18 protein-coding genes and 3 pseudogenes are annotated in these 26,063 nt (G+C 71.1%); 13 read left to right on the plus strand and 8 right to left on the minus strand.

Going from position 1 to position 26,063, the window contains the following annotated elements; translation table 11 throughout:
- Positions 1-118 precede the first annotated feature (118 nt).
- Positions 119-1,333 (plus strand): MFS transporter, encoded by a 1,215-nt coding sequence (locus ACZ4V6_RS06265; RefSeq protein ID WP_467822969.1) that lies wholly within the window; start codon positions 119-121, stop codon positions 1,331-1,333.
- Between the two features lie 96 nt (positions 1,334-1,429).
- A complete protein-coding gene (locus ACZ4V6_RS06270) occupies positions 1,430-1,717 on the plus strand; it encodes a transposase (protein ID WP_467822971.1) in 288 nt (95 codons plus the stop codon).
- Between the two features lie 643 nt (positions 1,718-2,360).
- Here ACZ4V6_RS06270 and ACZ4V6_RS06275 read toward each other — a convergent pair.
- Both ACZ4V6_RS06275 and ACZ4V6_RS06280 read right to left on the minus strand, forming a co-directional pair.
- Positions 2,361-3,713, minus strand: coding sequence for an endonuclease domain-containing protein (locus ACZ4V6_RS06275; protein WP_467822973.1), 1,353 nt, complete (start codon positions 3,711-3,713; stop codon positions 2,361-2,363).
- 284 nt (positions 3,714-3,997) lie between these two features.
- Positions 3,998-4,999 (minus strand): annotated as a pseudogene (locus ACZ4V6_RS06280) (MMPL family transporter); the annotation flags it as partial.
- Between the two features lie 15 nt (positions 5,000-5,014).
- Between ACZ4V6_RS06280 and ACZ4V6_RS06285 the strand changes: the two are divergent.
- From ACZ4V6_RS06285 to ACZ4V6_RS06300, 4 genes are all read left to right on the plus strand, one after another.
- Positions 5,015-5,866: a universal stress protein gene (locus ACZ4V6_RS06285; protein WP_467822975.1), complete on the plus strand. Its 852-nt coding sequence runs from the start codon at positions 5,015-5,017 to the stop codon at positions 5,864-5,866.
- A gap of 1,101 nt (positions 5,867-6,967) precedes the next feature.
- A complete protein-coding gene (locus tag ACZ4V6_RS06290) occupies positions 6,968-7,330 on the plus strand; it encodes a MarR family winged helix-turn-helix transcriptional regulator (protein ID WP_467823159.1) in 363 nt (120 codons plus the stop codon).
- Complete coding sequence (locus ACZ4V6_RS06295) at positions 7,327-8,760, plus strand: MFS transporter (protein WP_467822978.1); 1,434 nt, start codon at positions 7,327-7,329, stop codon at positions 8,758-8,760. The genes ACZ4V6_RS06290 and ACZ4V6_RS06295 overlap by 4 nt, the downstream gene beginning before the upstream one ends.
- A gap of 33 nt (positions 8,761-8,793) precedes the next feature.
- On the plus strand, positions 8,794-9,087 hold the full coding sequence (locus ACZ4V6_RS06300; protein ID WP_467822981.1) for a DUF1330 domain-containing protein: 294 nt from the start codon (positions 8,794-8,796) through the stop codon (positions 9,085-9,087).
- A 1,572-nt stretch (positions 9,088-10,659) separates the two neighbouring features.
- Here ACZ4V6_RS06300 and ACZ4V6_RS06305 read toward each other — a convergent pair.
- The 3 genes and pseudogenes from ACZ4V6_RS06305 to ACZ4V6_RS06315 all read right to left on the minus strand — a co-directional run.
- Positions 10,660-10,782, minus strand: a pseudogene (locus ACZ4V6_RS06305) (arsenate reductase/protein-tyrosine-phosphatase family protein); the annotation flags it as partial.
- Positions 10,775-11,875, minus strand: a complete 1,101-nt coding sequence (gene arsB / locus ACZ4V6_RS06310; RefSeq protein ID WP_467822983.1) for an ACR3 family arsenite efflux transporter — start codon at positions 11,873-11,875, stop codon at positions 10,775-10,777. The pseudogene ACZ4V6_RS06305 and the gene arsB, both read right to left, overlap by 8 nt.
- Positions 11,872-12,279, minus strand: a complete 408-nt coding sequence (locus ACZ4V6_RS06315; protein WP_467822985.1) for an ArsR/SmtB family transcription factor — start codon at positions 12,277-12,279, stop codon at positions 11,872-11,874. The genes arsB and ACZ4V6_RS06315 overlap by 4 nt, the downstream gene beginning before the upstream one ends.
- Positions 12,280-12,357: 78 nt before the next feature.
- Between ACZ4V6_RS06315 and ACZ4V6_RS06320 the strand changes: the two genes are divergently transcribed.
- The gene (locus ACZ4V6_RS06320) at positions 12,358-12,828 is read left to right on the plus strand and encodes an ArsI/CadI family heavy metal resistance metalloenzyme (protein WP_467822988.1); all 471 of its coding nucleotides are present in this window, start codon (positions 12,358-12,360) and stop codon (positions 12,826-12,828) included.
- Between the two features lie 262 nt (positions 12,829-13,090).
- On the opposite strand, the gene ACZ4V6_RS06325 is transcribed toward ACZ4V6_RS06320, so the two are convergent.
- The gene (locus ACZ4V6_RS06325) at positions 13,091-13,486 is read right to left on the minus strand and encodes a VOC family protein (protein ID WP_467822990.1); all 396 of its coding nucleotides are present in this window, start codon (positions 13,484-13,486) and stop codon (positions 13,091-13,093) included.
- 882 nt (positions 13,487-14,368) lie between these two features.
- Between ACZ4V6_RS06325 and ACZ4V6_RS06330 the strand changes: the two genes are divergently transcribed.
- From ACZ4V6_RS06330 to ACZ4V6_RS06355, 6 genes and pseudogenes are all read left to right on the plus strand, one after another.
- Positions 14,369-15,064, plus strand: coding sequence for a hypothetical protein (locus ACZ4V6_RS06330; RefSeq protein WP_467822992.1), 696 nt, complete (start codon positions 14,369-14,371; stop codon positions 15,062-15,064).
- Positions 15,065-15,153: 89 nt separating this feature from the next.
- Entirely contained in the window at positions 15,154-15,564 is a 411-nt protein-coding gene (locus ACZ4V6_RS06335) for a hypothetical protein (RefSeq protein WP_467822995.1), read from the plus strand.
- 419 nt (positions 15,565-15,983) lie between these two features.
- A complete protein-coding gene (locus ACZ4V6_RS06340; protein WP_467822996.1) occupies positions 15,984-17,537 on the plus strand; it encodes an alpha/beta hydrolase in 1,554 nt (517 codons plus the stop codon).
- A 220-nt stretch (positions 17,538-17,757) separates the two neighbouring features.
- The gene (locus ACZ4V6_RS06345; protein WP_467822998.1) at positions 17,758-17,901 is read left to right on the plus strand and encodes a hypothetical protein; all 144 of its coding nucleotides are present in this window, start codon (positions 17,758-17,760) and stop codon (positions 17,899-17,901) included.
- A gap of 158 nt (positions 17,902-18,059) precedes the next feature.
- A complete protein-coding gene (locus tag ACZ4V6_RS06350; protein ID WP_467823000.1) occupies positions 18,060-20,219 on the plus strand; it encodes a cellulose binding domain-containing protein in 2,160 nt (719 codons plus the stop codon).
- 225 nt (positions 20,220-20,444) lie between these two features.
- Positions 20,445-21,246 (plus strand): annotated as a pseudogene (locus tag ACZ4V6_RS06355) (transposase); the annotation flags it as partial.
- A 128-nt stretch (positions 21,247-21,374) separates the two neighbouring features.
- Here ACZ4V6_RS06355 and ACZ4V6_RS06360 read toward each other — a convergent pair.
- Both ACZ4V6_RS06360 and ACZ4V6_RS06365 read right to left on the minus strand, forming a co-directional pair.
- A complete protein-coding gene (locus ACZ4V6_RS06360; protein WP_467823003.1) occupies positions 21,375-23,525 on the minus strand; it encodes an FG-GAP-like repeat-containing protein in 2,151 nt (716 codons plus the stop codon).
- A gap of 1,590 nt (positions 23,526-25,115) precedes the next feature.
- Positions 25,116-25,949, minus strand: a complete 834-nt coding sequence (locus tag ACZ4V6_RS06365; RefSeq protein WP_467823004.1) for a formate/nitrite transporter family protein — start codon at positions 25,947-25,949, stop codon at positions 25,116-25,118.
- Positions 25,950-26,063: the final 114 nt, after the last annotated feature.

Here is a 26,063-nt window from a genome sequence, read left to right on the forward strand (position 1 = left end):
GCCGAAATGCGACGTCACCCGTGAAGGCAAGGGTGCAGTCGCAGATCTGCCAGCCACCCCTTGATGAGACCTGCTGGACTGATCGCGAAACATGCTGTCTTTCACAGGACGGAACGCCATGCAGGCAACCACTACCGCTTCAGTCCACGGCAAACCCTTATCCCCTCGGTCCCCGCTGATGGGGTGGCTGGCCGTGGTCTCGGTGATGCTGGGGATCTTCGTCATCGTCACCACCGAGATCCTGCCAATCGGTCTGCTGACCTCGATCGGAACCAGTTTCACCGTCTCGGACGGGATGGCCGGGCTGATGATGACCATGCCGGGCTTCCTGGCGGCGATCGCCGCTCCACTGGTCACCGTGGCCACGGCACGCTTCGACCGCCGGCTGATGCTGTGCGTCTTCATGCTCTTGCTGGCACTGGCGAACTTCCTTGCCGCCGCGGCACCCGACTACTGGCTCGTACTGACCTCCCGGATCATGGTCGGGATCACGATCGGCGGCTTCTGGTCGATCGGAGCCGGGTTGGCGGAACGACTGGTGCCGCCGGCCTCTGCCGGCAGGGCAACTGCTGTGATTTTCTCTGCCGTCCCGCTGGGATCCGTCCTCGGCGTGCCGGCGGGCACCCTCATCGGAGATCTCACTGGATGGCGAACGGCCTTCACCGTCATGGGAGTTCTGACGGCCGGCGTCCTGGTCATGCTGCTCTTGTTCGTGCCGCCGCTTCCTCCGGTCCAAGCCACACGGCTGGGCGTGCTCAACGGCATGCTCCGCAGCGCCGACACTCGCTTTGCACTCCTGCTGACGTTCCTCGTTGTGCTGGCTCACTTCGGTACCTACACCTACGTGGCGCCGTTCTTGGAACAGGTCACCCACGCCAGCGGTGGTCTGATCACTACATTCTTGCTGTTCTACGGTGCCGCTGGCATACTCGGCAACTTTCTGGGCGGCGCCTGGGCGGCCCGGTATCCGCGGACCGTCTTCGGGCTCGCGGCCGCCCTGATCGCCGCGGTGACCCTCCTGCTTCCAGCGTTGGGCCGTTGGGAGACCGGCGCAGTGATGCTGCTGATCGTGTGGGGCATCGCGTACGGCGCCGTACCAGTCGCGTCGCAGACCTGGTTCTCCAAGGCGGCACCGCGTGCGCCGGAAGCGGCATCCGTCCTGTTCACCGCCTCGTTTCAGGCAACGATCTCTGTTGGTGCATTCGTCGGGGGAGTCGTCCTGGACCGCACCTCTCCGTCCGCGGTCATGCTGCTGGGAGGTTGCACCGCGGCGCTCATGGTCCTGACAGTAGGGGCACGCCTCGTCGGGCCGGACCGCAACGAACGGTCCTGAACACACAGAGATTCGCCCGCGGATGCTTCTGCCGAACGCCTGGAGGGTGTCCGAAAAGCTTGTCGGCGGTCGAGTTCCTGGTAGCGGGGCGGTGACGTGCTTTCGGGGGTCGGGGGGTGCGGGCTGCGTACCCGTTATCCAACGGTTCTGCCTGATCCGGAGTGGGAGATCGTCGGGCCGCTGGTTCTGCCGGTCGAGCCTGGTGGGCGACCGGCCGGGCACGCTCGGCGGGAGATCCTCAACGCGTTGGTGTGCCGGCTGCGGGCCGGCTGTGCCTGGAGGCTCCTGCCGCATGACCTGCCGCCCTGGCAGACGGTCTGCCACTACCGGCGACGTCGGCAGGAAGGGCGGCGTGTGGGAGGAGATGCCGGCGACCCTGTGTGAGCGCGAGCGGATGGAATGCGGCCGTGATCCGACTCCCGGCGCTGCCGTCGTGGACAGCCGGGGTGTCCGGGCCACGGAGCGTGGAGGGCCGCATGGCTGCGACGGCGGCGAGAAGGTCAGCGGTGTCGGACGCCATCTCCCGGCCGGCACCCGCGGCACCGTCCTGCTCACCTGCGTCGGTCCGGCCGGCGTCGGCGACCGTGACGGCACCGCGGCCCTCTTCTCCCGGGCCGGGGAGAACTTTCCACACCTGCGGCATGTGCGGGCGGACCAGGGCTGTCGCGGCACCGGCTTCCCTGCCCGGACCCAGGAGGCCACGGGCATCACCGTGCAGATCGTGCGGCGTCGTGACGGCGGCTTCCGCTCGACGGGGCCAGGCGGGAACACGACCACCTGCGGCACCGCTCTTCACCGTGGTCCCGCGACGCCGGGCGGTGGAGAGGACGTTCGCCCGGCCGGGACGGTGTCGCCGACTGTCGAAGGACTACGAGTACCTACGGACCAACTCGGAGAACGTCATCCATCCCACCACGACCGTGCTTCTCCTCCGCCGCCCCGCGGGACCAGCCTGCTGACAGGCCTTTTCAGACGCCCTCCAGCAGCTGCGGGGTGACGGTGAGGTGCCAGGTCTCCCGGTGCCCGCTCAAAACAGTTCCAGGTCCTCGTCGCTGGTGTCCGCGATGACCGGCCGGGGCTGGGCAGGGAGGCCGTCCAGGCGGTCGGGGCCGGCCGCGGCGGCCACGGCGGGGGCCGTCTCGGCCAGCCAGACACGAAACCGCTCGGCGGCTTCGCGGTAGGGGACTTGCGCCAGGACGCGGTGCTCGCCGGAGGGGCAGAAGTCGACGGCGACCGTGAGCAGGCAGGAACGGGGCGCGTTCTGGCTGCCGGTCCAGGACACGCGCAGGACACCGCAGGGCTTGCGCCCGCGGGAGCTACTGGGATCGCGGTGGGTCGGGCGCAGTGGTCGGCAGGCTATGTGGGCGGTCCATGCGGCGAGGTGCGGCAGGGGCAGGGTGGTGCGTGCGCGGCAACCCGTGCAACGGTGCCAGTGGCGGAGCCAGTCGTCGGTGTCGGTGTGGAAGAGGCGGGTGTAGCGGTTCGCCACGCGGATGTCGTTGCCGTACAGGTGGTCGGGGCGTTCCTGTGTGTTGCAGGACTGGCAGACGGGGGCGCGGACGTAGCCGTGTTCGTGGCAGTGGTCGAGGACGGTGGCGGGCGCGGTGCGGCAGACGGCGCACGCCCACCCGGCCACCCTGCGGGAGGTACCGGGCTTCCTGCTGAGCACCGAGTACAGCTGGCCCTCCAGCTCTTTGCCGTACGGGCGCAGTGCGGTGGCGGGGCCTTCGGGGCCCGTCTTGTGCCGACCGTCGGCGTCTCGGGCCTGCCGGGGACGGGAGGGCGGCTCGGTGACGGCTGCGCTTGCCGGGCGGGCCCGCCCGGCTTGCACCCACTGCTTTTCGGCGTGCTCGGCCGCGTCGAGTAGCCTGACCGCAGCGCGCGGCAGCCACCACGTCCGCTGCGCTCCGTCGCGGGTGTGCTCCACGAGCATCTTCCGCCAGTCGATCCCCGCCAGATGGTACGGCCGGCCGACTTCACCTCGCGCTGCCCGTTCGGAGCCGTCCAGCTCCTGCAGTCCTCCGGCGATGCGCTGGCGCCAACGCAGCGGCGCTGCCTCGTCGCACTCCTGCCTCGGCGCCCTACGAAACGGACCGATGCGGACCAGGTCCTGCCGATCCATCCCCACCGCGCTCAGTTGCGCGGCCGCCCGGCGCACCTCAACCTCCGCAACACTCCATCGACCGCCGCTCGCCCTCACCGTCGCCACCACATGACCACCGAGCAGGACGTACCCCGACTGGGCACGGGCAGGAAAGCAGGTGAACGCCCCAGAAGCCGTCGGCACAGCACTCCCGGCCGTCAGATCGACCCACAGAGCATCCGCGGCACCCAGAGTGATCAGACCATCCGTGCGACCGGGCATGACACGCTCTGACATACCGACAGGTTAACGGTCTGCAATGCGGCAACGGCTCCCGAATGCCTCGGTCGACCGGGCCGCCGCCCGCGACCCTGTTTGCCCGAGTATTTGGCTCGTCAACACCTCCCGTGCCCGTAGCCTCACCACCAGGACCCCAAAATCGGACAAGTCACCCTTGCGTATCAGCGGCCCGAGCCCGGACGAATTGCGCAACAACGTCGTCCTCGCCCCCGCGGGGGGCAGCTCCCCACGGGAAACGGTTGTACCGGGCATGCCGTCAGGGGCTGTTCACGGCCGCTCGGTCACGCTCGTCCTGACGCGCGCTCCGGTCGGTCCGCCCGGGGTCTTTCCAGCGCCACCCGTGGCAGCCGCCGGGCGAGCGGCGCGGGCAGCCACCAGGCCCAGTGGCCCATCAGGTGCATGACGGCCGGCACGATCAGGCAGCGGATCACCACGGCGTCGAGCAGGATCGCCACGGCCGGGCCGAGCCCGAACCGCTGCGGCATCCGGCTCGGGCTGAGCACGAAGGCCGCGAACACGACGATCATGATGACTGCGGCGGCCGTGATCACCTTGCCGGTGGCCGCGAGTCCTTCGCGTACCGCGAGACGGGGATGGACGCCTCGACCGGCCCGGGTCCGGCGCCGAGCCATCCATGCTGGAACACCAGGGTGATGGCTCCGAGTGCGGCGGCGATGGACAGCAGGTTCAGCAGCGCGGCCTTGACCGGGATCAGCAGCGAGCGGAAGACGGCCGTCAGCAGCAGGACGGACAGGCCGACCACGAGGCGACGAACAACGGCAGCCGGTCGGCGAGGGTGTCGGCGAAGTCCTGCGCGGCCGCGGCGGGTCCGCCGATGCGGAAGTCGGCGCGGGTGGTCTTCTCGACGCCCGGCAGGACGTTCTCGCGCAGATGGTGCACGAGTTCTTCAATACCGGCGTTCTGGGGCGCACTGTCCGGAAGACCAGGACCGTGGCGAGGGTGCCGTCGCCGGAGGGCAGTGGCGGGGTGGTCGCGGCGACGCCGCCGGTGTCCGCCAGGGCCCGCTGCAACTGCCGGCCGGCTGCGGCGTCGGCCTGGCCGGTGACGATGAGCGGGCCGTTGAAGCCGGGACCGAAGCCCTCGGCCAGGAGGTCGTAGACCTGCCTGCTGGTGGAGGTCTTCGGGTCGTTTCCGGCGTCGGCGAAGCCCAGGCGCATGCCCGGTGCGGGTGCGGACAGGGCCAGCAGCGTGACCAGGGCGGCGAGCAGCGCGGGCAGCGGCCGGCGCTGCGCGGCGAAGGCCGCCCGTCGCCAGCGTGCTCCGGCTCTCCCTCCGGCATGAGGGCGCTCGACTGGGCCGCCGACGAGGCCGCCTTGCACGGCCGGCCCCTTCGTATCGTGCACGCGTCCGTATGGGAACGCTTCGAAGGCGCCACCCCCGCGGAAGATCTCCCCGGAGGCCGAACTGAGGCCGCCGCACTGGAAGAGATCGTCACCGACGCCGAAACCCGGGTCCGCGAGCGCCGCCCCGAGGTCAGGGCCCACGCCGAAGTGCTGCCCGGGGAGCCCATCGACGTCCTGGTCCACGCGGGAGAAGACACCTTCGCGCTGGTCGTCGGCCATCGCGGACACCGTGCCCTCATGCGACACCTGTCCAGCGGCTCCACCGTGTCCGGTGTGGCAGAACGCGCATGGTGCCCCGTTGTGGTCGTCGGCGACTCCACCCCAGGGCGCCCATCAGGACACCGGCGGGTCGTCCTCGGCGTGGGAGAAGGAACCGGCGCCGACGCCGCCCATGTCGCCTTCGCCCTCCGCGAAGCGCAGGCCCGTGGTTGCGACTTGATCGCGGTTCACGCCCTCAGCCGTCCGGAAACGCGGCACGACCCACCCGGCCTCGGTTCACCGGCAGCCGACGCGCTCCTCAGCACGGTAGTCCCGGACCGGACAGTCGCCGAAAGCGGCATCACCGTGCACAGACAAGTCGTCGACGGCCCCGCGCACCGTGCCCTGACCCGAGCCGCGCACAACGCCGACCTACTCGTTCTCGGAGTCCGACACCGGCACGGCATGGTGCGCCGCGAACTCAGACCCACCCACCACACCGCACTACGCCACTCGTCCTGTCCCGTCGCCCTGGTAGGTGTGCCCCGGCCTTCCCCGCGAAGACCAGGAGCCATCGACGTCGGGTGAAACCAGGGCGGCGAAGGCGGTTGGAGCGGCTCCGGGCCGACCCCATGCGGACTGACTTCCGAGCAGTCCGGATCGCAGAAGGCCCGCCCGGTCACCGCAGGCAGGAACCGGTGAGCCGACCGCTCTGCCAGGTGACCTACTCCGCAGACTGCTGCCCTCGACCAGCGTGAGCACCCGGACACCGGTCACACCAGCCCTTCGATCTGCGGTTTCGAGTCGGCGGAGGCTCACAGCCCCGCGCCGACCCCCGGCTGCCACAGGAGTCGAGGGGAGGAGGCGCGCGCCGACACCCGGCAAGGCCCGGGCGCGGCTCCGGCTGTGCACCAGCGGACCGACTGTGCAGTCCGAGGTGACTGTGCACCCCGCTGTGCACCCCCGTCCGCGCACGCCGACTGTGCAGAACTCCTCACGCGTTGCGCAGCCACCCGCACATGGAGCGCCGGGAGTGTTGCGCCGCTGCGTGTGTGCACACTCGTCACACACGCGAAAGGCCCCTTGGTCGGCCCGGCCATGGAACCGACCATGGTCGGTCGGTGGGCGTGCCGCGGTTTGGCGGTGGGTGGTCGGGCGTGGCCGCCTGCCTGGTCGGGGAAGCCGGGGTGTGCTCCCCGTCTCATGCCGTGGCTTGGGCTCCGCCCTCGCGCGTACCCGCCGTGAGGGCGGACGGTGAGCCCGATTCCCTGCCGTGAGCGAACCTGTCGGGAATCTTGAGGTTCGGGGGGCATTTACCCTGCCTCCACCGCAGGGGCTGGTGCGGTCCTCGTCTGCCGAGGTACTGCTGGAACGCCGTGGGCGGGCGCACGGACCGCCGTTCTTGCGCTGAGGCGGTCATGGCCCACCACGCGCCGGAGGTGCTGGACGAGCACTTCCTGGTCGACGGGCACGGCAGGTTCCGGCCGCGCACCGAGCGCGATGGCCGGCCGCCGTCGCGGGTGCGGACCGGGGCCGCCCGCGCCAGTCAACCCTTTCCATAAACTGTGAATATAAAAAGGCTATACTTCGAGCATGAGTCGTCAAGACACCGTTCCCGGCGCGTCCGCCGCCATCGGGGCAGCCCTCTACGGCCTGGCCACCAGGGCCGCGAGACGCCTGCCCCGGGACATGAGCCTGACGTCCGCCGCCACCCTGGCCACCCTGGACCGGACCGGCCCGCGACGCATCACCGATCTGGCCGCGGTCGAGGGCGTCACCCAGCCCGCGATGACCACCCTGGTGCGGGTGATGGAGAAGTCCGGCCTGGTCGAGCGGCGGGGCGACGCGTCCGACAAGCGGGTCACCCTGGTGTGCCTGACCGAGGCCGGCGCCTCCTACGTCCGCACGCGGCGCCAGGCGGGCATCCACGCGTTCGAGCGGTTGATCGGCGAACTCACCGGCGACGAGGTCGAGGCGCTGATGGCGGCCCTTCCGGCGCTGAAGCATCTGGCAGAGCTCGAAAGCCAGGACCGCGAGGAGCCGAAGCAGTGACCGGGCAGCCGACCGGCGGGGCCGCGGTGAAGGCGTTCCCGGCGGCGCCTTCCGAGGCGCGGCTGCTGGTCCCCGCCCTGATGTTCATCGCTCTGGTCGTGGCGGCGGTCGCCAGCCTCGGGACGCCGCTCATCACCAGCGTGGCGACCTCGTTCCACGTCTCGCTCGCCAGCGCGCAGTGGACGCTGACCGTCGCACTGCTCAGCGGCGCCGTCGCCACGCCGGTCCTGGGCCGGCTCGGAACCGGTCCGCACCGGCGGGCCACGATCCTCACCACGCTGGCGATCGTCGTCGCCGGCAGCGCGCTCACCGTGCTGCCGCTGCCGTTCGCGTGGCTGCTGGCCGGCAGGGCGGCCCAGGGCCTCGGGCTCGGCCTGACGGCGCTGATGATGGGCGTGGCCCGGGACCACCTTCCCGAGGAGCGCAGCGCGGCCGTGATCGCCCTGATCTCGGTGGTCTCGATCATCGGGGCCGGCGTCGGCTACCCGCTGGCCGCACTGCTCGCCGAGCTCGGCGGGGTACGGGCCGCCTACGGCCTCGGCCTGGTCGTCACCGCCGCCGCCCTCCTGACGGCGTGGCGCTCCGTGCCCCAAGCCCCCGAAGGCCGCTTCGCCCACGTGGACGTGGCGGGCGCCGTGGTCCTGGCCGCTGCGCTGCTCCTGGTGCTGTTCCTCGTCGGCGAACGGGATCTGTGGAGCCGGCACCTCGCCGTGGCGGCGGGCCTCGCCGTCGTCGCGGTGGTGCTGCTCTGCGTCTGGGCCGTCATCGAGCTGCGCAGCACGACGCCCCTGGTCGATGTGCGGGCGGTGCGGCACCCGGCGGTCGCCGGGGCGAACCTCGCCATGTTCGTCGGCGGGATCGGCATGTACCTCCTGCTCACGCTCATCACCCGGTACGCGCAGACGCCGCACGGCGCCGGTTACGGCTTCGGGCTGACGACCTTCGTCGCCGGGCTGGTCCTCATCCCGTTCTCGGTGCTGGGGTTCGTCGCCGGCAAGCTCACGCCGCGGGTCCGGACGCGGATCGCCGACCCCCTGCTCCTGGCCGGCAGCGCCGTCGTGGTCGGCGGCGGGTTCGCCCTGTTCGCGGCGGCCCGGTCGGACCTGGTCGAACTGTTCGCGGCGATGGGCGTGCTCGGCTTCGGCGTCGGCGGCTTCTCGGCCGCGATGCCCGGCGTCATCCTGGCCGTCACCCCCAGGAGCGAGACGTCGAGCGCCATGAGCTTCAACTACGTCGTCCGCAGCGTCGGCTACTCCCTGGGCAGCGCCATCGGCGGTCTGATCCTCGCCGCGGACACCGGCTCCGGCCACCTCTTCCCCGACGACGGCGCCTACACCACCGCGGCGCTGGTCGGCACCGGCGCCATGGCGGTCACGGCGCTGACAAGCCTCGCTCTCGCCCGCCGACGCTCGTCCGAGACCACCCCGTAAGACAGATGCACTCATCCCCACACTGGAGGTTCCATGCCCAAGGGCTACTGGGTCAGCGTCTACCGCACCATTTCGGACCCCGAGAAGCTGGCTGCTTACAACAAGCTGGCCCGCCTGGCCGTCGAGGCCGGGGGCGGCCGGGTCCTCGTCCGTGGCGGCCGGGTCGTGGCGCACGACGCCGGAATCGCCGAGCGCACCGTCCTGGTCGAGTTCGACAGCTTCGAGCAGGCCGTCGCGGCGCGCGAGAACGCGGCCTACCAGGAGGCGCTGGTCGTCCTCTCCGACGGCGTCGAGCGCGACTTCCGCATAGTCGAAGGCGTCGACTGACCGAGGTCCAGTCGGATCTTCACCGAAGGACTCTGCCGGGAACCTTGAGGACGGGCAGTTAACGATCGTGACGTTGCGTCCGGCTCCCCGGGAACATGATGCCCTGTTCCCGGGGAGCCGGACATGCCCCTCCAGCTCCGGTTCGGATCGGAGATCCCGCCGCTGACCGCGCGGGTCGCCCGCGCCGGCAAACCCCACGGCACTACCGCGATGTGGGTCCGCGACCGCCTCGACGGCCTGTGGCACGACGGGGACTTCACCGCCTGGTACCCGCGCGATGGCCGCCCCGGGCCCTCCCCGCCCAGCTCGCCACGGTCTGCGTGCCGCAGTACGGGCTGAACCTGTCGGGCCGCCAGGCCGCCGAGGCGGTGCGCTGCCGCATCGACGTCGAGTACGCCCTCGGCCTGGAGCTGGAAGGCCCGGCTTCCACCACAGCATCCTGTCCGACCTCCGCGACCGGCTCACCGAGGGCGGCCACGCCGGCCGGCTGCTGGGCCTGGTGCTCACCCGGATCCGGCGGCCGGCTTGCTCGAGGACCGCGGTACCCGCGCACCGACTCCACCACATCCTGTCCGCCGCACGGGAGCTGACCCGCCTGGAGGTGGTGACCGAGGCGGTCCGCGCCGCCTTGGAGACCATGGCCCACCACGCGCGGGGGTGCTGGACGAGCGGGTCCCCGCCGAGTGGGCGGAGCGCCATGGGCGGCCGGTGCGCCTGTGTTCCCAGCCCAGCCATCCCGTCGCCCGGCTCGCCTAGTACCGCATCAGACACTCTTTGCCTTGTCATGACGCATCGTCTGGCTGCCGCGCAGGGTGGCGTCGGCCCGTTTTCGGGCTACCGGAGGACCCGGCGTCCGCGAGCAGCTCGTCGCCCTCGCTGACTACGGCAATGCCCGAGCAGCTTCAGCCGAATCACGAACGATCGGCTCCGTTCACGAAAGCGAGGAGCACTTCGACGCCGGTTCGGGAGGCGGTTGCCGGTCGTGGCCTGGCGGGAATGTTCACGAGTTCCGACGGCACCCGGGCCTGCTGAGCCGTTCCCGTTGACCAAGGACGCGAGGCCGGTGTGAGCCCGCAGCCGGGCGGGTTGTGCCCTGTCGGGCCTGTGGGCGCACCTGCCGCCAGGCGTCTGCCTCGGCGCGGGCCACTTCGGCGTCGTACCGGCCCGCATCGAAGTGGAGCTCCGGCGGGGGGCAGGGCGCGCAGGTGTGCGCTGTCCATGGGACCTGCCAGTCCGACCACTGCACGATCTCCCCGAACCGCTGCACCACCACGGTCAGGAAGCCGCAGCATCCGCCGGTGCATTCGGGTTCCCCCAGCTCCAGGCGGCGGGCCTCTCCGGTCGCCCGGAGAGGGCTGACCCTCTTCGCCGGCAGTACATCGGCGGCGTACGGTCCGCGGCCGCCCTCGTCGACCGCTGCTTCGACGATGTCCTCGCCGTTGACGCAGAACCGCACCTGGGTAGCGAACCGGGGACCCGGCGGCAACACCCTGATCTCCAGATGAGAGAACATCGGACCCCCCTACGAGGCGTGCTGACGTCGGTGCGCGGCCCCGGTCGACGGCTGCCTCCGCCGGCGGAGCGGACCTGGACGCGGTCCCCCGCGCGGTGGGGGAGGAAGGCGGCGGCCATCTGCGAGCGTCCGGCGTTGTGGACGCAGACGAACAGGACGGACGGGACGGCGGTGTCAGGCATGGGCGGCGTCCTTCTGGGGCGCGGGGGCGGCGGCCGGAGCGGTGAAGTAGCGGCGCGCGTACAGGGCGACGTACACGAGGCCGATCAGTACGGGCACCTCGATGAGAGGACCCACGACGCCGGCGAGGGCCTGGCCGGAGGAGGCACCGAAGGTGGCGATGGCGACCGCGATGGCCAGTTCGAAGTTGTTGCCCGCGGCGGTGAAGGCCAGCGTCGTCGCGCGCGGGTGGTCCAGGCCGACCACACGTCCCAGGAACATCGATCCGGCCCACATGATCACGAAGTAGACCAGCAGCGGCAGGGCGATGCGGGCGACGTCGAGGGGCTGCGAGGTGATGGCGTCGCCTTGCAGGGCGAAGAGGATGACGATCGTGAAGAGCAGGCCGTACAGGGCGAAGGGGCCGATGCGCGGGATGAGCTCGGCTTCGTACCAGGTGCGGCCCCTGGTCTTCTCGCCGATGCGGCGGGTGAGGTAGCCGGCGGCGAGCGGAATGCCGAGGAAGACGAGCACGCTGCGGGCGATCTCCCACACCGAGACGTCCAGGCCGGTCTGTTCCAGGCCGAGCCAGCCGGGCAGGACGGAGAGGTAGAACCAGCCGAGCGCCGAGAACGCGATGACCTGGAAGACGGAGTTCAGGGCGACGAGGACGGCGGCGGCTTCACGGTGGCCACAGGCGAGGTCGTTCCAGATGATGACCATGGCGATGCAGCGCGCCAGGCCGACGATGATCAGGCCGGTGCGGTAGGCGGGCAGGTCCGGCAGGAGCAGCCAGGCCAGGGCGAACATGAGCGCCGGGCCGATGATCCAGTTGAGCAGCAGGGACGGCAGCAACAGGCGGCGGTCGCGGGTGACGGTGTCGAGGCGGTCGTAGCGGACCTTGGCCAGCACCGGGTACATCATCACGAGCAGGCCCAAGGCGATCGGCAGGGACACCCCCGTCACGGTCACCTTGGCCAGCGTGTCACCCAGGCCCGGAACCAAGCGGCCCAGGCCCAGCCCGACAGCCATGGCGGCAAGGATCCAGGCGGCGAGGTAGCGGTCCACGAAGGACAGACGCCCCGCTACGCTCTGCTCAGGAGCAGCGGTACTCACGAAGCAGCTCCGGCCGGCGCGCTGCGGTCGGGCAGAGGCTCGCCCATGGGGCGGGTCAGGATGCTCGCCAGTCGGTCGGTCATCTCCGGGACCAGCCAGTAGTAGACCCACGTGCCGCGCCGTTCGCAGTCGATGAGACCGGCCTGCCGCAGCAGCTTCAGGTGATGCGAGATCGTCGGCTGGGACAGGTCGAAGGCCGGGGTCAGGTCGCAGACGCACACCTCACCGCCCGCCCGTGAGGCGATCATCGACAGCAGGCGCAGCCGCACCGGGTCACCCAGCGCCTTGAACACCTTCGCCAGCTCCACGGCCTGGCCCTCATCCAGGGGAGCGGTCAACAGCCCTGGGCAGCAGGCCCCGGACTCGTCGGTCTGACCGAACACCACAAACTCTTGATTCGACATATCTCTATATTGACATCCTCCGATTCAGCGCGCAATGTTGCATCGACAGACATCGAAACAACGGATGGGAGCCCTGCCATGTCCCGCGCTCAGCTCGCCCTGCGTGTCAGTGACCTGGAAGCGTCGATCACCTTCTACTCGAAGCTGTTCGGCACCGAACCGGCCAAGCGGCGCGAGGGCTACGCCAACTTCGCCATCACCGAGCCCCCGCTCAAGCTAGTCCTCATCGAGGGCGAGCCGGGCGAGGAAACCCGACTGGACCACCTCGGCGTCGAGGTCGGGTCCACCGACCAGGTCACCGCAGCCACGACCCGCCTCAAGGACTCCGGCCTGGCCACCTTCGAGGAGAACGACACGTCCTGCTGCTACGCCCTCCAGGACAAGGTGTGGGTGCACGGCCCCGGCAAGGAGCCCTGGGAGGTCTACGTCGTGAAGGCCGACGCCGACACCCTCGGCAAGAGCGCCGACCCCCACGCCACCGGCGACGGCTGCTGCACCAGCCAGGCCGCCGAGGAGGCGCCGAGCGCCGCGGGCTGCGCCTGCGGCTAGGGAGTGCGAGGAGCGAGTGCAGACGAGCCCCGGCTACGGTCGGGGCCTACTCGCGTCAGCACGCCATGCGGCAGCCGCAGGGCGCTCCGTTGGGCTACGGATCGGAAGCTCCCGTGCCGCCGCCGTGCCGGATCGTGCAGGGGCCGGCCTGTCGCGGCCCGCGGTACCAGTGGGGCGAGCAACTCCCACTTGTGATCGGTGAGTTCATGACGACGTGCCACCCCACCATGATCCACGACCTGATGATCTTCGAAGACGGACCCTAGGTGGACGGTGCCAGGGTGCGCACGACATCGAACTCGTTGCCCTCGGGGTCGGCCATGACCACCCAGCTCCGGCCGGGACCCTGACCCACGTCCACCTTGGCGGCGCCAAGGCCGAGCAGCCTGGCCACCTCGTCGTCGGTACTGCCGTCGATCGGGCTGACGTCCAGGTGGAGCCGGTTCTTCACGGTCTTGCCCTCGGGCACCCGGATGAACACCAGAGTGGGCGGCATCTGGCGGATCCGGACCTCCTCGACGGTCGGCTCCCAGGAACCGATCTCGACCTTGCCCTCGCTCCGGTCGATCACCTTGAAGCCCAGGACCGCGCACCAGAAGGCCGCGAGCCGCTCCGGATTGTGGCAGTCGTCAACCAACTCGGTGAACCTACTGGTCATTACTCCCCCCGACAGTGCGGACAAGGGCTCAGCCTATGAGGCCGCGCCACCCTTCCGGTCCGGAATCGCTACGGCCACCAACCCTTGGAATCGATCATCTAGCGGGAGCCCCCGCCTCGCCGGGACGGCAACCGGGTTCTGAGACTGGGGCCGACTCCCGCGTCGTCGCCCGCCCGGGGTAGAGGTTGTCGATGCGGGCCAGTTCCGCGCCTGCCGCCTTGGTCCGCTTGACCGCGAAACTCGCCTGCTGCCTCATCACCCACCGGCAGCTCAGGACGTTGCGCTGACCTTACCTACCGCGCGCTGGTCGAAGGCGCCGACTGCACCGGCTGCGGCGTCCCCGGCCAGGACCTCTGCCCGGTCGGCCTCGACTGGCCCCTGTGCCGAATCTGCCCCGGCCCCACCCCACGCCGCGCCCACCCGCACGGCGACGGACGCTGCACCGCCTGCGTCACAGCCTTCACCGGTCCGACGGAGGGAAGTACGCCATGACCGCCCGGGCACCACCGGCCACCGGGCCTGCGCCCCTTTCCGGCAGCAGCCGCGGAGGTGGGGGAGGTAACAGGCCCGCGCGCTGCGCAGCGGCCACGTCTGCTGCGGCACCGGCTGGCGGCAGATGCGAAGTTCCAGATCACCGACGAACTGGCAGACCTGGACGAGGCCGTCGAACTGGCCCGGAAGGCAGTGCGTTCCTCCCCGGCCGGGACGCTGATGGAGAAACACACGGCCCTCCACCTCGCCGAGGCACTGAGCACGCGCCACACACATCAGGGAGACTCGGCAGCCAGAGCCAGAGCCAGAGCCAGAGCCAGAGCCAGAGCCAGAGCCAGAGCCAGAGCCAGAGCCACAGCCACCTTCCGGAGGCTCTGCACCGCGACCGAGGTGACCGACCCCCGGGTGAAGCGTGCCGCGAGCGTGGAGTGGGCACGCTGGGCCGCTGGGGGTGAGGCCTGGGAGCAGGCGGCAGAGGCGTCCCGTGCGGCGGCCGAAGTATTGGGCGAGCTCGTGCGTCTCCAGGTGAGCCGCGGGCCGCGCAATCGCGTGATCGGACAGAACCCGGACTTCGGGGCGTTCGCCGCCTACGCCCTCGCGCGGGCCGGAGACCGCCAAGCCGCGGGCATGGCGGTGGAGACCGCTCGGGCCGTTTCCCTCAGCGAAGCCCTCCAACTTGGTTCCGCGGACGTCAAATGGTTGAGCGAGCATGGTCAGCACGGTCTGGCCGAACGCTTCGAAGCCGCAGCGGCTCGCTGGCTGGCCGCCGCGGGCGACGGGCTGGAGCGCGACCTGCTCGGCGGCACCCGCGTCGCGGACTTCGCCGATCACGACGCCGCTGTCAGGGCCGCCCGCACCGACCTCGATCGTCTCGTCGATGAGATCAGAACCACCACCGGACGGGCCGATTTCCTCAGGCCGCCGACCTTCGCCGACGTGGCGGCCGGCGCGCCCGATCGGCTGGTGTATCTCGTCACGACCGACTACGGCGGGGCGGCTCTCATCGTCGACGAGGGCGACGCCCGGCCGCTGGACCTGCCCGCGCTGACGAGGGAGCAGGTCATACGCCGGCTGGGGGGGCGCTGATACAGGACGGAACGCTCAACTGGTGGGCCCGGCTCGAGAACGTCACGCGAGAGCTGTGGGACGCGGTCCTCGGTCCTGTCACGGAGGCATTGGGCCAGGGACCCGTGACGCTCATCCGGAGCGGCTATCTGGAACTGCTGCCGATGAACGCCGCATGGACCCCCGCGCCGGACAGACCAGGGGGACGCCGCTACGTGATCGACGAGCTGCCAGTCCGCACCGTCCCGAACGCCCGAGTACTCGCCACCGCCGTCGCCCGCGCCGGGCAGACCAGTGTGCTCGCCGTCCAGGATCCTCAGCCGGTGTCGGCCGCGCCACTGAAGCAAGCGGCCGTCGAAGTAGCCGGGGTGGTCGCGGACGTAAGTGTCGACCTGGTTGGGGATTCTTGTAACCCAGGAACCTCGAGGTCTCGGCCGCGTTCAGCAGGTCCTCCGGGCTGCGGGAGGGCGGCGTGCGGCCACGGAGTCTCACCGGCTGGCGGTTCGCGAGCCACTCGGTGACCTCCGCGTGGTCCCACAGCCGGGCGCGGCCGCGCATGCCGGCGGTCTTGGGGAATCCGTTCTCGGCACGCCGGCCATAGAGCATGCTGGTCCGCGCGGGAGACAGGCCCTGTCCGGCCGCGATCTCGGCAGCGTCGGCCAGGCGAGGCTCACGGCGCGAGGTCATGGCACACCTCTCCTGTCAGCAGGACGAGCCGGCATGCCCGACCCGCAACCCACAGAGTGGCAAGACTTCGGTGTGAGGGTCTGTAACCAGTGCTGTGACCGCATACGTTCACCGGGCTGGGGATCCGTGACGCCAGGAGCTGAGCTGTTGTCGGAGGCGGCTTGTATTCTGCGCTCATTCGACGGTCGGACGATCACGAACACGGGCATGCGGGCACGGGGCGGGCGTCCAGGGGCGGGAGCGCGGGGATTCGATGAGTGACGCACATCCGATACGAAGCCGCAGACCGGGCCTCTCGGTCGGTGCGCGGATCATCGCCGTGGTCGTCCTCGCCGCGATCGGGGCCGTCAGCGCCTGGCTCCAGCACGACGCTCCCGGCCGGAGTGCGCAGCCGCGTACGGAGTTCACCGCGAGCAATCCGCCCGCCGGTCTGCCCACCGCGCTCACCACCGGCCAGCACCTGAACTGGTCCCGCTGCACCTCGCCGCCCACCGCGCGCACGGGCTACGACTGCGCCGTCATGAAGACCCCCCTCGATTACCGGAAACCAGACGGCAGGACGATCGACGTCGCCCTGATCCGCCGCAAGGCCACCGGCCCGAACGACCGGCGCATCGGCTCGCTCGTCCTCAACTTCGGCGGTCCCGGCGTGTCCGGCGTGAGCGGACTGCCCGAATACCTCGACCAGTACGAGCCGCTCCTCGACCGCTACGACCTGGTCTCCTTCGACCCGCGCGGCGTCGGCGCGACCATCCCCGTGCGCTGCGGGAAGACCGCGGACGACACCGGCTACGACGGGGCCGACGCCTGCGCCGAGCACTCCGGGGCGCTCCTGCCGTACATCGGCACCTCGCACACCGCGCGCGACCTCGACCTGATGCGCTACCTCCTCGGCGACGAGCGGCTGTACTACTTCGGCGTCTCGTACGGAACGGAACTCGGCGCGGTCTACGCCCACCTGTACCCGTCGCACGTCGGACGGCTCGTCCTCGAAGCGCCTGTCGACCCGACCGAGAACCTCGTGGAGGAACAGGTGTCACAGGCCAAGGCGGTCCAGGCGGCGTTCGACCGGTTCGCCGCGTACTGCGCGGCCCGTATCCGCCACTGCCCGACCGGTGACGGGCCCGAGGAGGCCGCGCGACGCATGGCGCGCCTGGCCGACCGCCTGGAGAAGGAGCCCGCCCCGGCCGGCGGCGGAAGGAACCTCGACGCCGACGACCTCGCGTACGCCGTCAGCGACCATCTCGACCTCGGCACGGACGGCTGGTCGCCGCTCGCCGAGGCGCTCACCGCGCTGATCGACCACAACGACGGCCGTCCGCTGAGCGAGGGCGCGGACGACGCCGGCTCGGCCGACCACGCGGCGACCCCGCTCGACAACAGCCGTGTCGCCCAGACGGCGATCACCTGCGCTGACTCCAGCCTGCGCCCCGGCTTCGCGCGCCTCGACCGGGACGAGGCCCGCGTCAGAGCCGCCTCACCCGTCTTCGGCGAGGCCTGGTCCACCGGCGTCTACCTCTGTTACGACTGGCCGTTCGACGGCGAGCGCGCCACGCCCCAGGTGAACGCCGACGGCGCGGCCCCCGTCCTCGTGGTCGGCGGCACCGGCGACCCGACCACCCCGTATCCCGGCGCCCGCCGCATGGCCCGCGCCCTGGGCGACGGTGTCGGCGTGCTCCTGACGGCCGAGGAGGAGGGCCACGGCACATACCCGCAGAACCGCTGCGTCACCGAGGCGGTCGACACATACCTCCGCACGGGCCGCACCCCGGCCGTGGGGACGGTGTGCCGGGGCAGCATGTCCTGAGGTCCGTACGGATCCGCCGGGCGGCCGTCAGCACACCGGTTCGTCCGCAGGGGACGAGGGGGCCTGTCCAGGTCGGCACCGACGCCGTGATCACTGCGGTCACGTCGAGATCGTTCCATCTGGGGCCGACCACGGGCGCGGGTCAAGCACGGAGCCGGAGGTACCGGTCCGGCTGGGTCGGCGGTTCGGGGTCGAAGACGAGGGTGGCGGGCGGCAACGCATGGCCGAGATCCGCGTCCGCTCCGACGCCCTGCGCCGGCTGGGACCGCACCCGGACCAGCCGACCACCCGCGTCACCGGCCCGCCTTCGCCCGCCTTGTGGCACGCGGAGGCCGAACGGTTCGCCGCGCGGCGGCACGGGTGACGGGAAATCAGGTCGCCCTCGTCCGCACCATTGACGCGGTCATGCCTCCCCCACATCATGGGAGCGCTCCCATGAGCGTCGCACCGAAGGCACCCCACCGACCACTCACACCGGGCGTCCTGCCGACCGACGCGGCGCTCGCCCGAGGAGGACACGTCATGCCGCTCGCACCCCTCCCCGCCACCGGCCGGTTGAGCCGACCGCCTCGCAGAGCCGGAAGAACCGTCGGCAGACGCCCCACCGCCACGCTCGTCTGCGCCCTGGCCACGGTCGCCGCCCTTGCCGCCGCTTCCCCGGCGCCCGCCGAGACCGGCCGGACCGCCGCGGACCCGGCCGCCACGGCGACGGCCGCCGACGAGGCGGCGACCGTCAAGGTCTCCGTCAACGCGGGGGTGGGGCTCGGCACCATCGACAAGGCGGCGTTCGGCGTCAACCACGCCCTCTGGGACTCACACATGAACGACCCCGAGGTGACCGGCCTGCTGGGCGAGGCGGGCGTCGGCGCGATGCGCTACCCGGGCGGCTCCTACGGCGACATCTACCACTGGAAGGACCACACCGCCCCCGGCGGTTACGTGGCGCCCGGCACTACCTTCGACGAGTTCATGGACAGCGTCCGCGCCTCCGGATCCCAGCCGATGATCATCGCCAACTACGGCACCGGCTCCCCGCAGGAGGCCGCCGACTGGGTCCGGTACGCCAACGTCACCCGCGGCTACGGGGCGAAGTACTGGGAGATCGGCAACGAGATCTACGGCAACGGCCACTACGGCAGCGGCTGGGAGGCCGACGACCACCCGGACAAGAGCCCGCGGGAGTACGCCCGCAACGTCCTCGCCTACGCCGAGGCGATGAAGGCGGTCGACCCGACGATCAAGGTCGGCGCCGTGCTGACCACACCAGGCGACTGGCCGGACGGCATCACCGGCCCGGGTGACTCGGCCGACTGGAACCACACCGTGCTGTCCGCGGTCGCCGGCACGATCGACTTCACCGTCGTGCACTCCTACCCGGGCGGCGCCACCGCCGACGAAGCCCTGGACCGAACCGCCCGGCTGCCCGGGCAGCTCCGCGAGGTCCGCCGGCAGATCGACCGGTACGCCGGGGAACGCTCGTCGAAGATCGGCATCGCGCTCACCGAGGTCAACTCCAACGTCCAGATGAACAGCCGCCCCAACGGCCTGTTCGCCGCGGACACCTACATGACGGCGCTGGAGAACGGCGTCTTCAACGTCGACTGGTGGAACGTCCACAACGGGCCCACCAAGGTGGAGACGGTGGACGGCGACACCGACTTCAACGACTTCGGCCTGCTCTCCAGCGGCGGCTGCGTCGGCGACGTCTGCCAGCCGACCGTGAACACGCCGTTCCACCCGTACTTCGGCATCAAGTCGCTGACCAAGCTGGGCCGTCCCGGTGACACGATGGTCGCCTCTTCCACCGACAGCGACCAGGTCTCCGCGCACGCCGTGCACCGGGCCGACGGCACGCTGAGCGTGATGCTGATCAACAAGGACCCGCTGAACTCCCGCACTGCAGACATCAGTTACGCCGGATACACGCCCACTGCCCAGGCGCCGGTCGTGCACCGTTACGGCCGCGGCGACACCGATGTCACCCGGGTGGCCGCCACCTCCGGGGGCGACCAGGTGCTGCCGCCGTACTCGATCACCACGATCACCGTCGCCCCGCACGCCGCCGCGGCCTCGGTCGGCGCACCCGGGGCACCGAAGACCACCGCAGTAGGCAGCTCGACCGCCACGGTGAGCTGGACGGCCCCCGCGAACGGCAAGGCGGTGCGCTACGAGGTGTACGAACGCCTGGGCACCAACGCCCAGTTGCTGGCCACCTCGACCTCCACCTCGGCGACGCTGCACAACCTGCCGCCGGGCTCCGAGCACACGGTCAACGTCCTCGCCCGGGACGCCGACGGCCGCCTCTCGCGCCCCTCCGAGCCGCTGACCTTCGCCACCACGGCTCCGCGCGACAGCAGCTGCCTGGTCACCTACCGGGTGGACAGCGGCTGGGGCAGCGGATTCGTCGCCACCGTCACGGTCTCCAACGTCGGCGACGCCCCGATCAGAGGCTGGACCCTGGACTTCACCTGGCCCTCCACCGGCCAGTCCGTGCAGAGCTCCTGGAACGCGAACGTCACCAGCTCGGGCACGCGCGTCCATGTGACCGACAACGGTGCCAACGCCGAGCTGGCCCCGCGCGGCGGCTCCACCGCCACCTTCGGCTTCGTCGGAACCAACAACGGCGCCAACCCCACCCCGACGACATTCACCCTCAACGGCACGGTCTGCCGCACCTCCTGATCCACCGCCCGCTGCCCGGCCCGCCCCCAGGCGGGCGGGCCGGGCAGCGGGCGCGCCGGAGGATCGTCGCCCGCACCCCGCAGGAGGCGGGCGCTGAACCGGTACTTCGTTCTCGACGGGGACACCGTCCTGTGAAACCCGGCCGCCGGGACCGCGCGTCCGTACCTGTGCCAGCTGCCGGTGTTCGAGACCGAGACCGGGCTGCCGTCCGGCCTCGAGCCGATGGTCGACGGCCGGCAGGTCGTGGTCCGGGTGAGGACACGACGGCTGGTCTGTCCGGTCCTGGGCTGCAGGCGGCAGACCTTCCGAGAGCAGGTCCCCGGTCTTCTGGAGCGCCATCGGCGCCGCACCACACGTCTGACCGGCCGGCTCTCTGAGGTGGTCATGGAGTTGTGCGGCCGGGCGCCCGTCCGGCTCGCCCGATCGCTGGCCGTGCCCGTGTCGTGCGCCTGCGTCCTGCGGCTGCTGGGGCGGGCGCCCGTGCCGGGGGTGCGGATCCCGCGGGAGATCGGGATCGACGACTTCGCCCTGCGGCGCCGGCAGGGCTACGCCACGGCCGTCATCAACGCCGGGTCCGGTGAGCGCATCGAGGTACTGCCCGGCCGTGAAGCCGTCACTGTGGAAGCCTGGCTGCGCGGACATCCGGGCATCGAGGCCGTGTGCCGGGACGGATCGGCCACCTACGCCGAGGCGGTCCGCCGAGCCCTGCCCGACGAGGTCCAGATCAGCGACCGCCGGCGCCTGTGGCACCGCCTCGCCGAGGCCGTCCGTAAGGAAGAGGAGACAGGCCACCACCACCCGCGAGCGCCGGCAACAGGTCCACGCCCTGCGCGAGCGCGGAGTCGGACTTCTGCAGTGCGCACGGCGCCTGAACCTCGCCTTGGACACCGTCAGGCGCTACGACCGCGTCACCGAGCCCGAGCGCCTCATCCGCGCCCCCACCTACCGGCTCACCCTCGTGGATCCCTGCCGCGATCGCCCGCGCAAGAGCCGGCTGGAGAACCCGGCCGTCCCCGTCCCCCGTCTCCTCGCAACCGCCGGCTCAGGACACGAAACCCGGCTGGTGCACCGGGGCGTCGACCCGGCCGGCGGTTCCGGGGTGGCCGCAGGCCCGGCCGTGGGAGCGGGCCGGGCCTGCGGGTGTGGGAGGGGAAGTCAGACGTAGTACGGGTGCATGAGGTGCGTCTGGCCGTATACGAAGCTGTTCGGTGAGGACTCCCAGCCCAGGAGGGCGCCGTTGAACATGGCGTCGGGCTTGGTCGTCCAGGTCCACAGGCGGACGACGCCGGTGGACGAGTCGCCGTGCATGGCGCCGAGGTCGTCGCGGCCGTCGCCGTTGTAGTCGCCGACCACCAGCTGCATCGACGAGACGTCGAGGCGGCCGCTCAGGGTGAGCTTCGGCGTGGGGCCGAAGGCGGTGCCCGTGGAGAGAAGGGTCTGGACCGTGTCCGTGCCGTCGGTGTGGTCGTACCAGAACATCAGGTCGTCGCGGCTGTCGCCGTCGAAGTCGCCGGTGCGCGGGCGGGCGCGGTTCCAGTCGAACGTGGTGGCCGCCGGGCCCGTCCACCACGTCGTCGGGGTGGTGAAGACACCGGTCGGCGTGGTGGGGAAGACGTACGTCTTGATGCTGTTGTCACCCTGGCCGTAGAGGAGGCCCACCTCGTCGCGGCCGTCGCCGTTGAAGTCGCCGGTCACGAACTTGGAGCGGGAGGCCAGCCAGGTGCCCTTGGGGCCGGACCACTCGGACGGGATCAGCCGCACGACACCACCGTTGCCGTTCGACGTCAGCGTCCACAGCTTGGTGACGCCCGTGGTCCTGTCCACGTTCCAGATCGCCACGTCGTCGTAGCCGTCGCCGTTGAAGTCGCCGGCCAGCGGGGTCATGTAGGTCTCGTGGAAGGTGACGTGGTTCGGGACCACCTCCCACGCCTTGCTCGGCTCGCTGTAGGTGCCGTCCGCCTTGCCGAGCGCGATGAACAGCTTGACGCTGCTGTCGCCGTAGCCCTGGATCGCCATGAAGTCGGCGCGGCCGTCACCGTTGAAGTCGCCGGTGGCGCGCTTCATGTGCTCGTTGCCCCACTGGCCCACGGCCGAGGTGTACGTCTTCTTGTAGCCGCTGAGGCTGCCGTCCGGCTTGCCGGAGAAGCTGTACGTGGCGTCCGTGCCCTGCGGGAAGACGTACCAGGCCGACATGTCGCTGCGGCCGTCGTGGTCGAGGTCGCCGCGGACGGCGGTGTTGCTGGACCACACGGCGGCACCGGACGCGTCGCGGATGACGAAGTCGCCGGAGTCCAGGAGGGCCGCTCTGCCGCCGGTCGCGCTGGTGCCGGACTGCCACAGAGTCGTGGTGCCTGCGGCGTCGCGGACCACGAGATTACCGTCCGCGCCGAAGTGGGCCGTCGCGCCCGCGTTGCCGGCCGTGCCCGTGGACCACAGGCTCTTGCCCGCGACGGACGAGACGACCAGGTCGCCGTCGGCGCGCATCGCCACCCGGGCGGAGGCCGACACCAGGACGTCGCCCGCCCGGAGCGTCTGGCCGGCCGCGAGGGCCGCGCCGCCGAAGCGCATGCCGTCCGTGCGGGTCGCCAGCGCGCCCGTACGCGTCTCGGACGAGCCGAAGCAGCCACCCTGCCAGGAACGGGTGTTGATGCCGACCAGCTCCAAGCCGCCGCCGGACTTCTGGCGCAGGAGCGGGCCGCCGGTGTCGCCCGCGCAGATCGCGTCGTCGGCGGTGGCACCCGAGAGGGACAGTGCTCCGCTCGTGACGGCGTCCACACCGAAGGTGGCGGCGTGCAGCTTGTCGGGGCGCCACTCGGTCTTCGTACGGCCGAAGCCCGCCGCCTTCAGGACCTCCCCCTGGGCCACGGGCGTGGCGGCCAGCGGGACCGGGGTGACCCCGGTCGCCGGGGCGGTGAGGCGGGCCAGCACGAGGTCGGTGCCCTCGCGCGGTACCAGCTCGACGACCTCGCTGACATGGCCGCCGGTGCCCAGGAGGTCGTTGCGGCCGACGGTCGCCACCGTCTTCAGGGAGGGCTTGCCCGCGGCAACCGTGCCGCCCGCCACCGGGTCGGTGGCGAAGCACGCGGCGGCCGTGAGGACCCACTGCGCGTCGATGAGCGCGCCCGAGCAGGCTCGTGTCTGGTCGCCCTCACCGATGTGCAGGTTCGCGGTGAACGCGTACGAGGCGTCGGTGACGGCGGCGCCGACCACCGCGTTCGCGGGGACCGCGGTGCCGAGCAGACCGGCGGCGACACCGGCGGCGACTATTCCCGTCATCCAGGCGGAACGAGGGGATCTTCCGGTCACAGAGGTTCCTATCTGTTCTGTCGGAAAGGGTGGTCAGCGGCCCGAAGGGGTTCTCCGGGTCGCGGAGCTCCTCCACGGCGGGGCCGAGGAGGCGCAGGGCCCGGGCCGGATCGACGTCGTCGACCCGGCGCTCCCGGAGGGCCGACGGGCCCCCGGGGTGGGCTACGGGATGGTCGAGGTGCGCGTCGACGGCGGTGCGGACCGCGTAGCCGGCGGCGGCGACGGTGACGGCCAGGTCAATCTCCTGGGTCATCGTGCAGTCCGCAGCGAGCCCCACCACGAAGCGGTGGAGCGGCATCCCCCTGGCCGACCGGTCGACCTGGGGTTCGTTGCGCAGGTCGTGGGTGAACTCCTGGTTGCTCGCCGAGGCCGTCGGCGTGCAGCAGGAGGCCGCTCGTGCGATCGGCGGGCAGGCTGTTGACGCGGTCCCGTTCCTTCGGGAACACCAGGACGGCACGGTCTGTCATGCGGGTCCGCCTCTTCACGGACGCGGAGAGGGCGTCGTTTTCGTTGTGTGACGAACGAGAACGTGGAACGCCCTCATCACCGAACTGTACGTGAAGATCGACGAGTTCGGGGGTCCTCGTGGCTGGACCCGCGCCCCGCGGCCCGAAGCGCCGCCCGGTCCGTCGGCCCGTCGGTCCGTCTGAGCCTCGTACCGTGCGGGCGAGGCCAGCACCTCGTCCCATTTGGCTAGTCCGTGGTGGCAGTTGGGGGCGCAGGTGATGGCGCGGATCAGGCCGGGAAGTGTCGGGCCTGGCGTTCCTGGCGGTGGTACAGGCGACGGCAGTCGGCGGGCCAGGACATCGTCCGCTCGATCGTCGAGCGGTGCCGACCCAGCTTGGGTGGAGGACTCGATGCCCTTGCGGGCGATGCGGTGGCGCATGCCGCAAAGGCAACGGATGGCGAGACCGCCCTGCGAAGCCTGCCATGTATGGCGGAGCGGCTTCGCAAAGCGGTTCATCGGATCGACGACGGCGGAGACAGAGAGGACGGAGTGGCGGGGCACCCCGTGCACGTGACCACCGTGCGGTCGGAGGGGAAGGAGCCGGACCGGCAGCGCCCCCGACGAGCCGGCCGCCCCCTGCCGGCCTCGGTGGGGACCAGCGTCGACGCGTCACCGGTCCCGGCCCCGGCCCCGGTGCTGGAGGCATGGGCCGGGGCCGTCTCACCGATGGCCGGGCCACATGTCCTCGTACGCCGCATGAACGTGTCGTTCATGCCCTAGCTGACGCCCATCACCGAACGCCCCTCTGGGCCGAGGCCCGCGAGAGCGGCACGTACGAGATGCCTACGCGCGGCCCGCGCTCTCCAGAAAGAGGACTTCACCCAGTTGCTCCACCCGCGCCCAGCCCCCGCGCGTGGCGGTCCTCGCCGGACGCCTACCTCGCCACCGCCAGGCGGCCGCCCGTCACGAGCAGCAGCGCCGTGCGGTGCGGAAGACCGCGCGGCGAAGGCGCGGTGGCCGGTGCGCAAGGACTGCGGGCAGAAGTTCACCGACGCCAGGTGGGAAGCGATCGGCTGCACCCGGGACTGGAGCAAGCGGCGGTCGCACCCGCGCTCAGGGCCAGCGGGACCGGGCCCCGCGGCTCAGGAGCCGTCCGTCACCGACGGGCTGTCGTCGCTCAGTACGGGAGCGCTGCGCACCAGGCGCAGCGCCGTGGTGAGCAGCAGGCCGCCGGCGATGTTGCCGACAACCGCCCAGGCCAGCCATCCCAGCCAGGCGGCGTATCCATAGGATGTCCGGCCGGTGTGCAGGCCGGCGAACGCGACCAGGGAATCCAGGACCGAGTGCCACAGTCCGAACCCGGCCAGGACGAACGCCGTGCACACGGAGGCGGTGATCTTGCCGGTCATGGAATCGGTGCCGTGGTGCATGCGGGTCATGAGGGTGATGACACCGCCGCCCAGCACGGTGAGGCAGAAGGTGCCCAGTGTGTAGCCCCCGTCGACGAACTGCGCGCCCGCCTCACCCGCTGTTCGGTGCAGGTCGGGGAAGGCTTGCATGACCAGCCAGACGAACACCCAGCCGCCGACCAGGTTCATCACCAGCACCGTCGCCCACATCCGCAGCAGATGCAACCAGGTGGCCTCGCCCGCGATGACGGTGGCGACAGGAACCAGGAAGCCCTCGGTGAACAGTTCGCTGTGCCCGAGCAGCAGGGCGATGAGGCCGACGGAGAACGCGAGGCCGGCCAGGAGTTCGCTGCCCGTCGCGTGCCGCACGAACAGCAGTGCCATCACTCCGACGCCGACGTCGATGCCGCCCAGCAGCGAGGTCGCCACCAGGGAAGTCCAGGTGCGGTGCAGCCGCGGCCGGCCCTCGGCGACGATCTTCTCGGCCGCTTCGGCGACCCGTCGTTCCCCGGGTCCCTGCATGATCTGGTCGTCGGGCTCCATGGCGGTTCCTCCGGTTGCGGTCACGAGGAATACGGTGCGCCGGCCTGGCGGCGGACGGGTTCCCGCACGGGGCCGACCGCTCAGGCGCGCAGGCGGTTCGGTAGGTCGTCGAGCAGCTAGGCGAGGCTCTCGCCGCCT

The organism is Streptomyces sp. NPDC029152 (assembly GCF_055564355.1).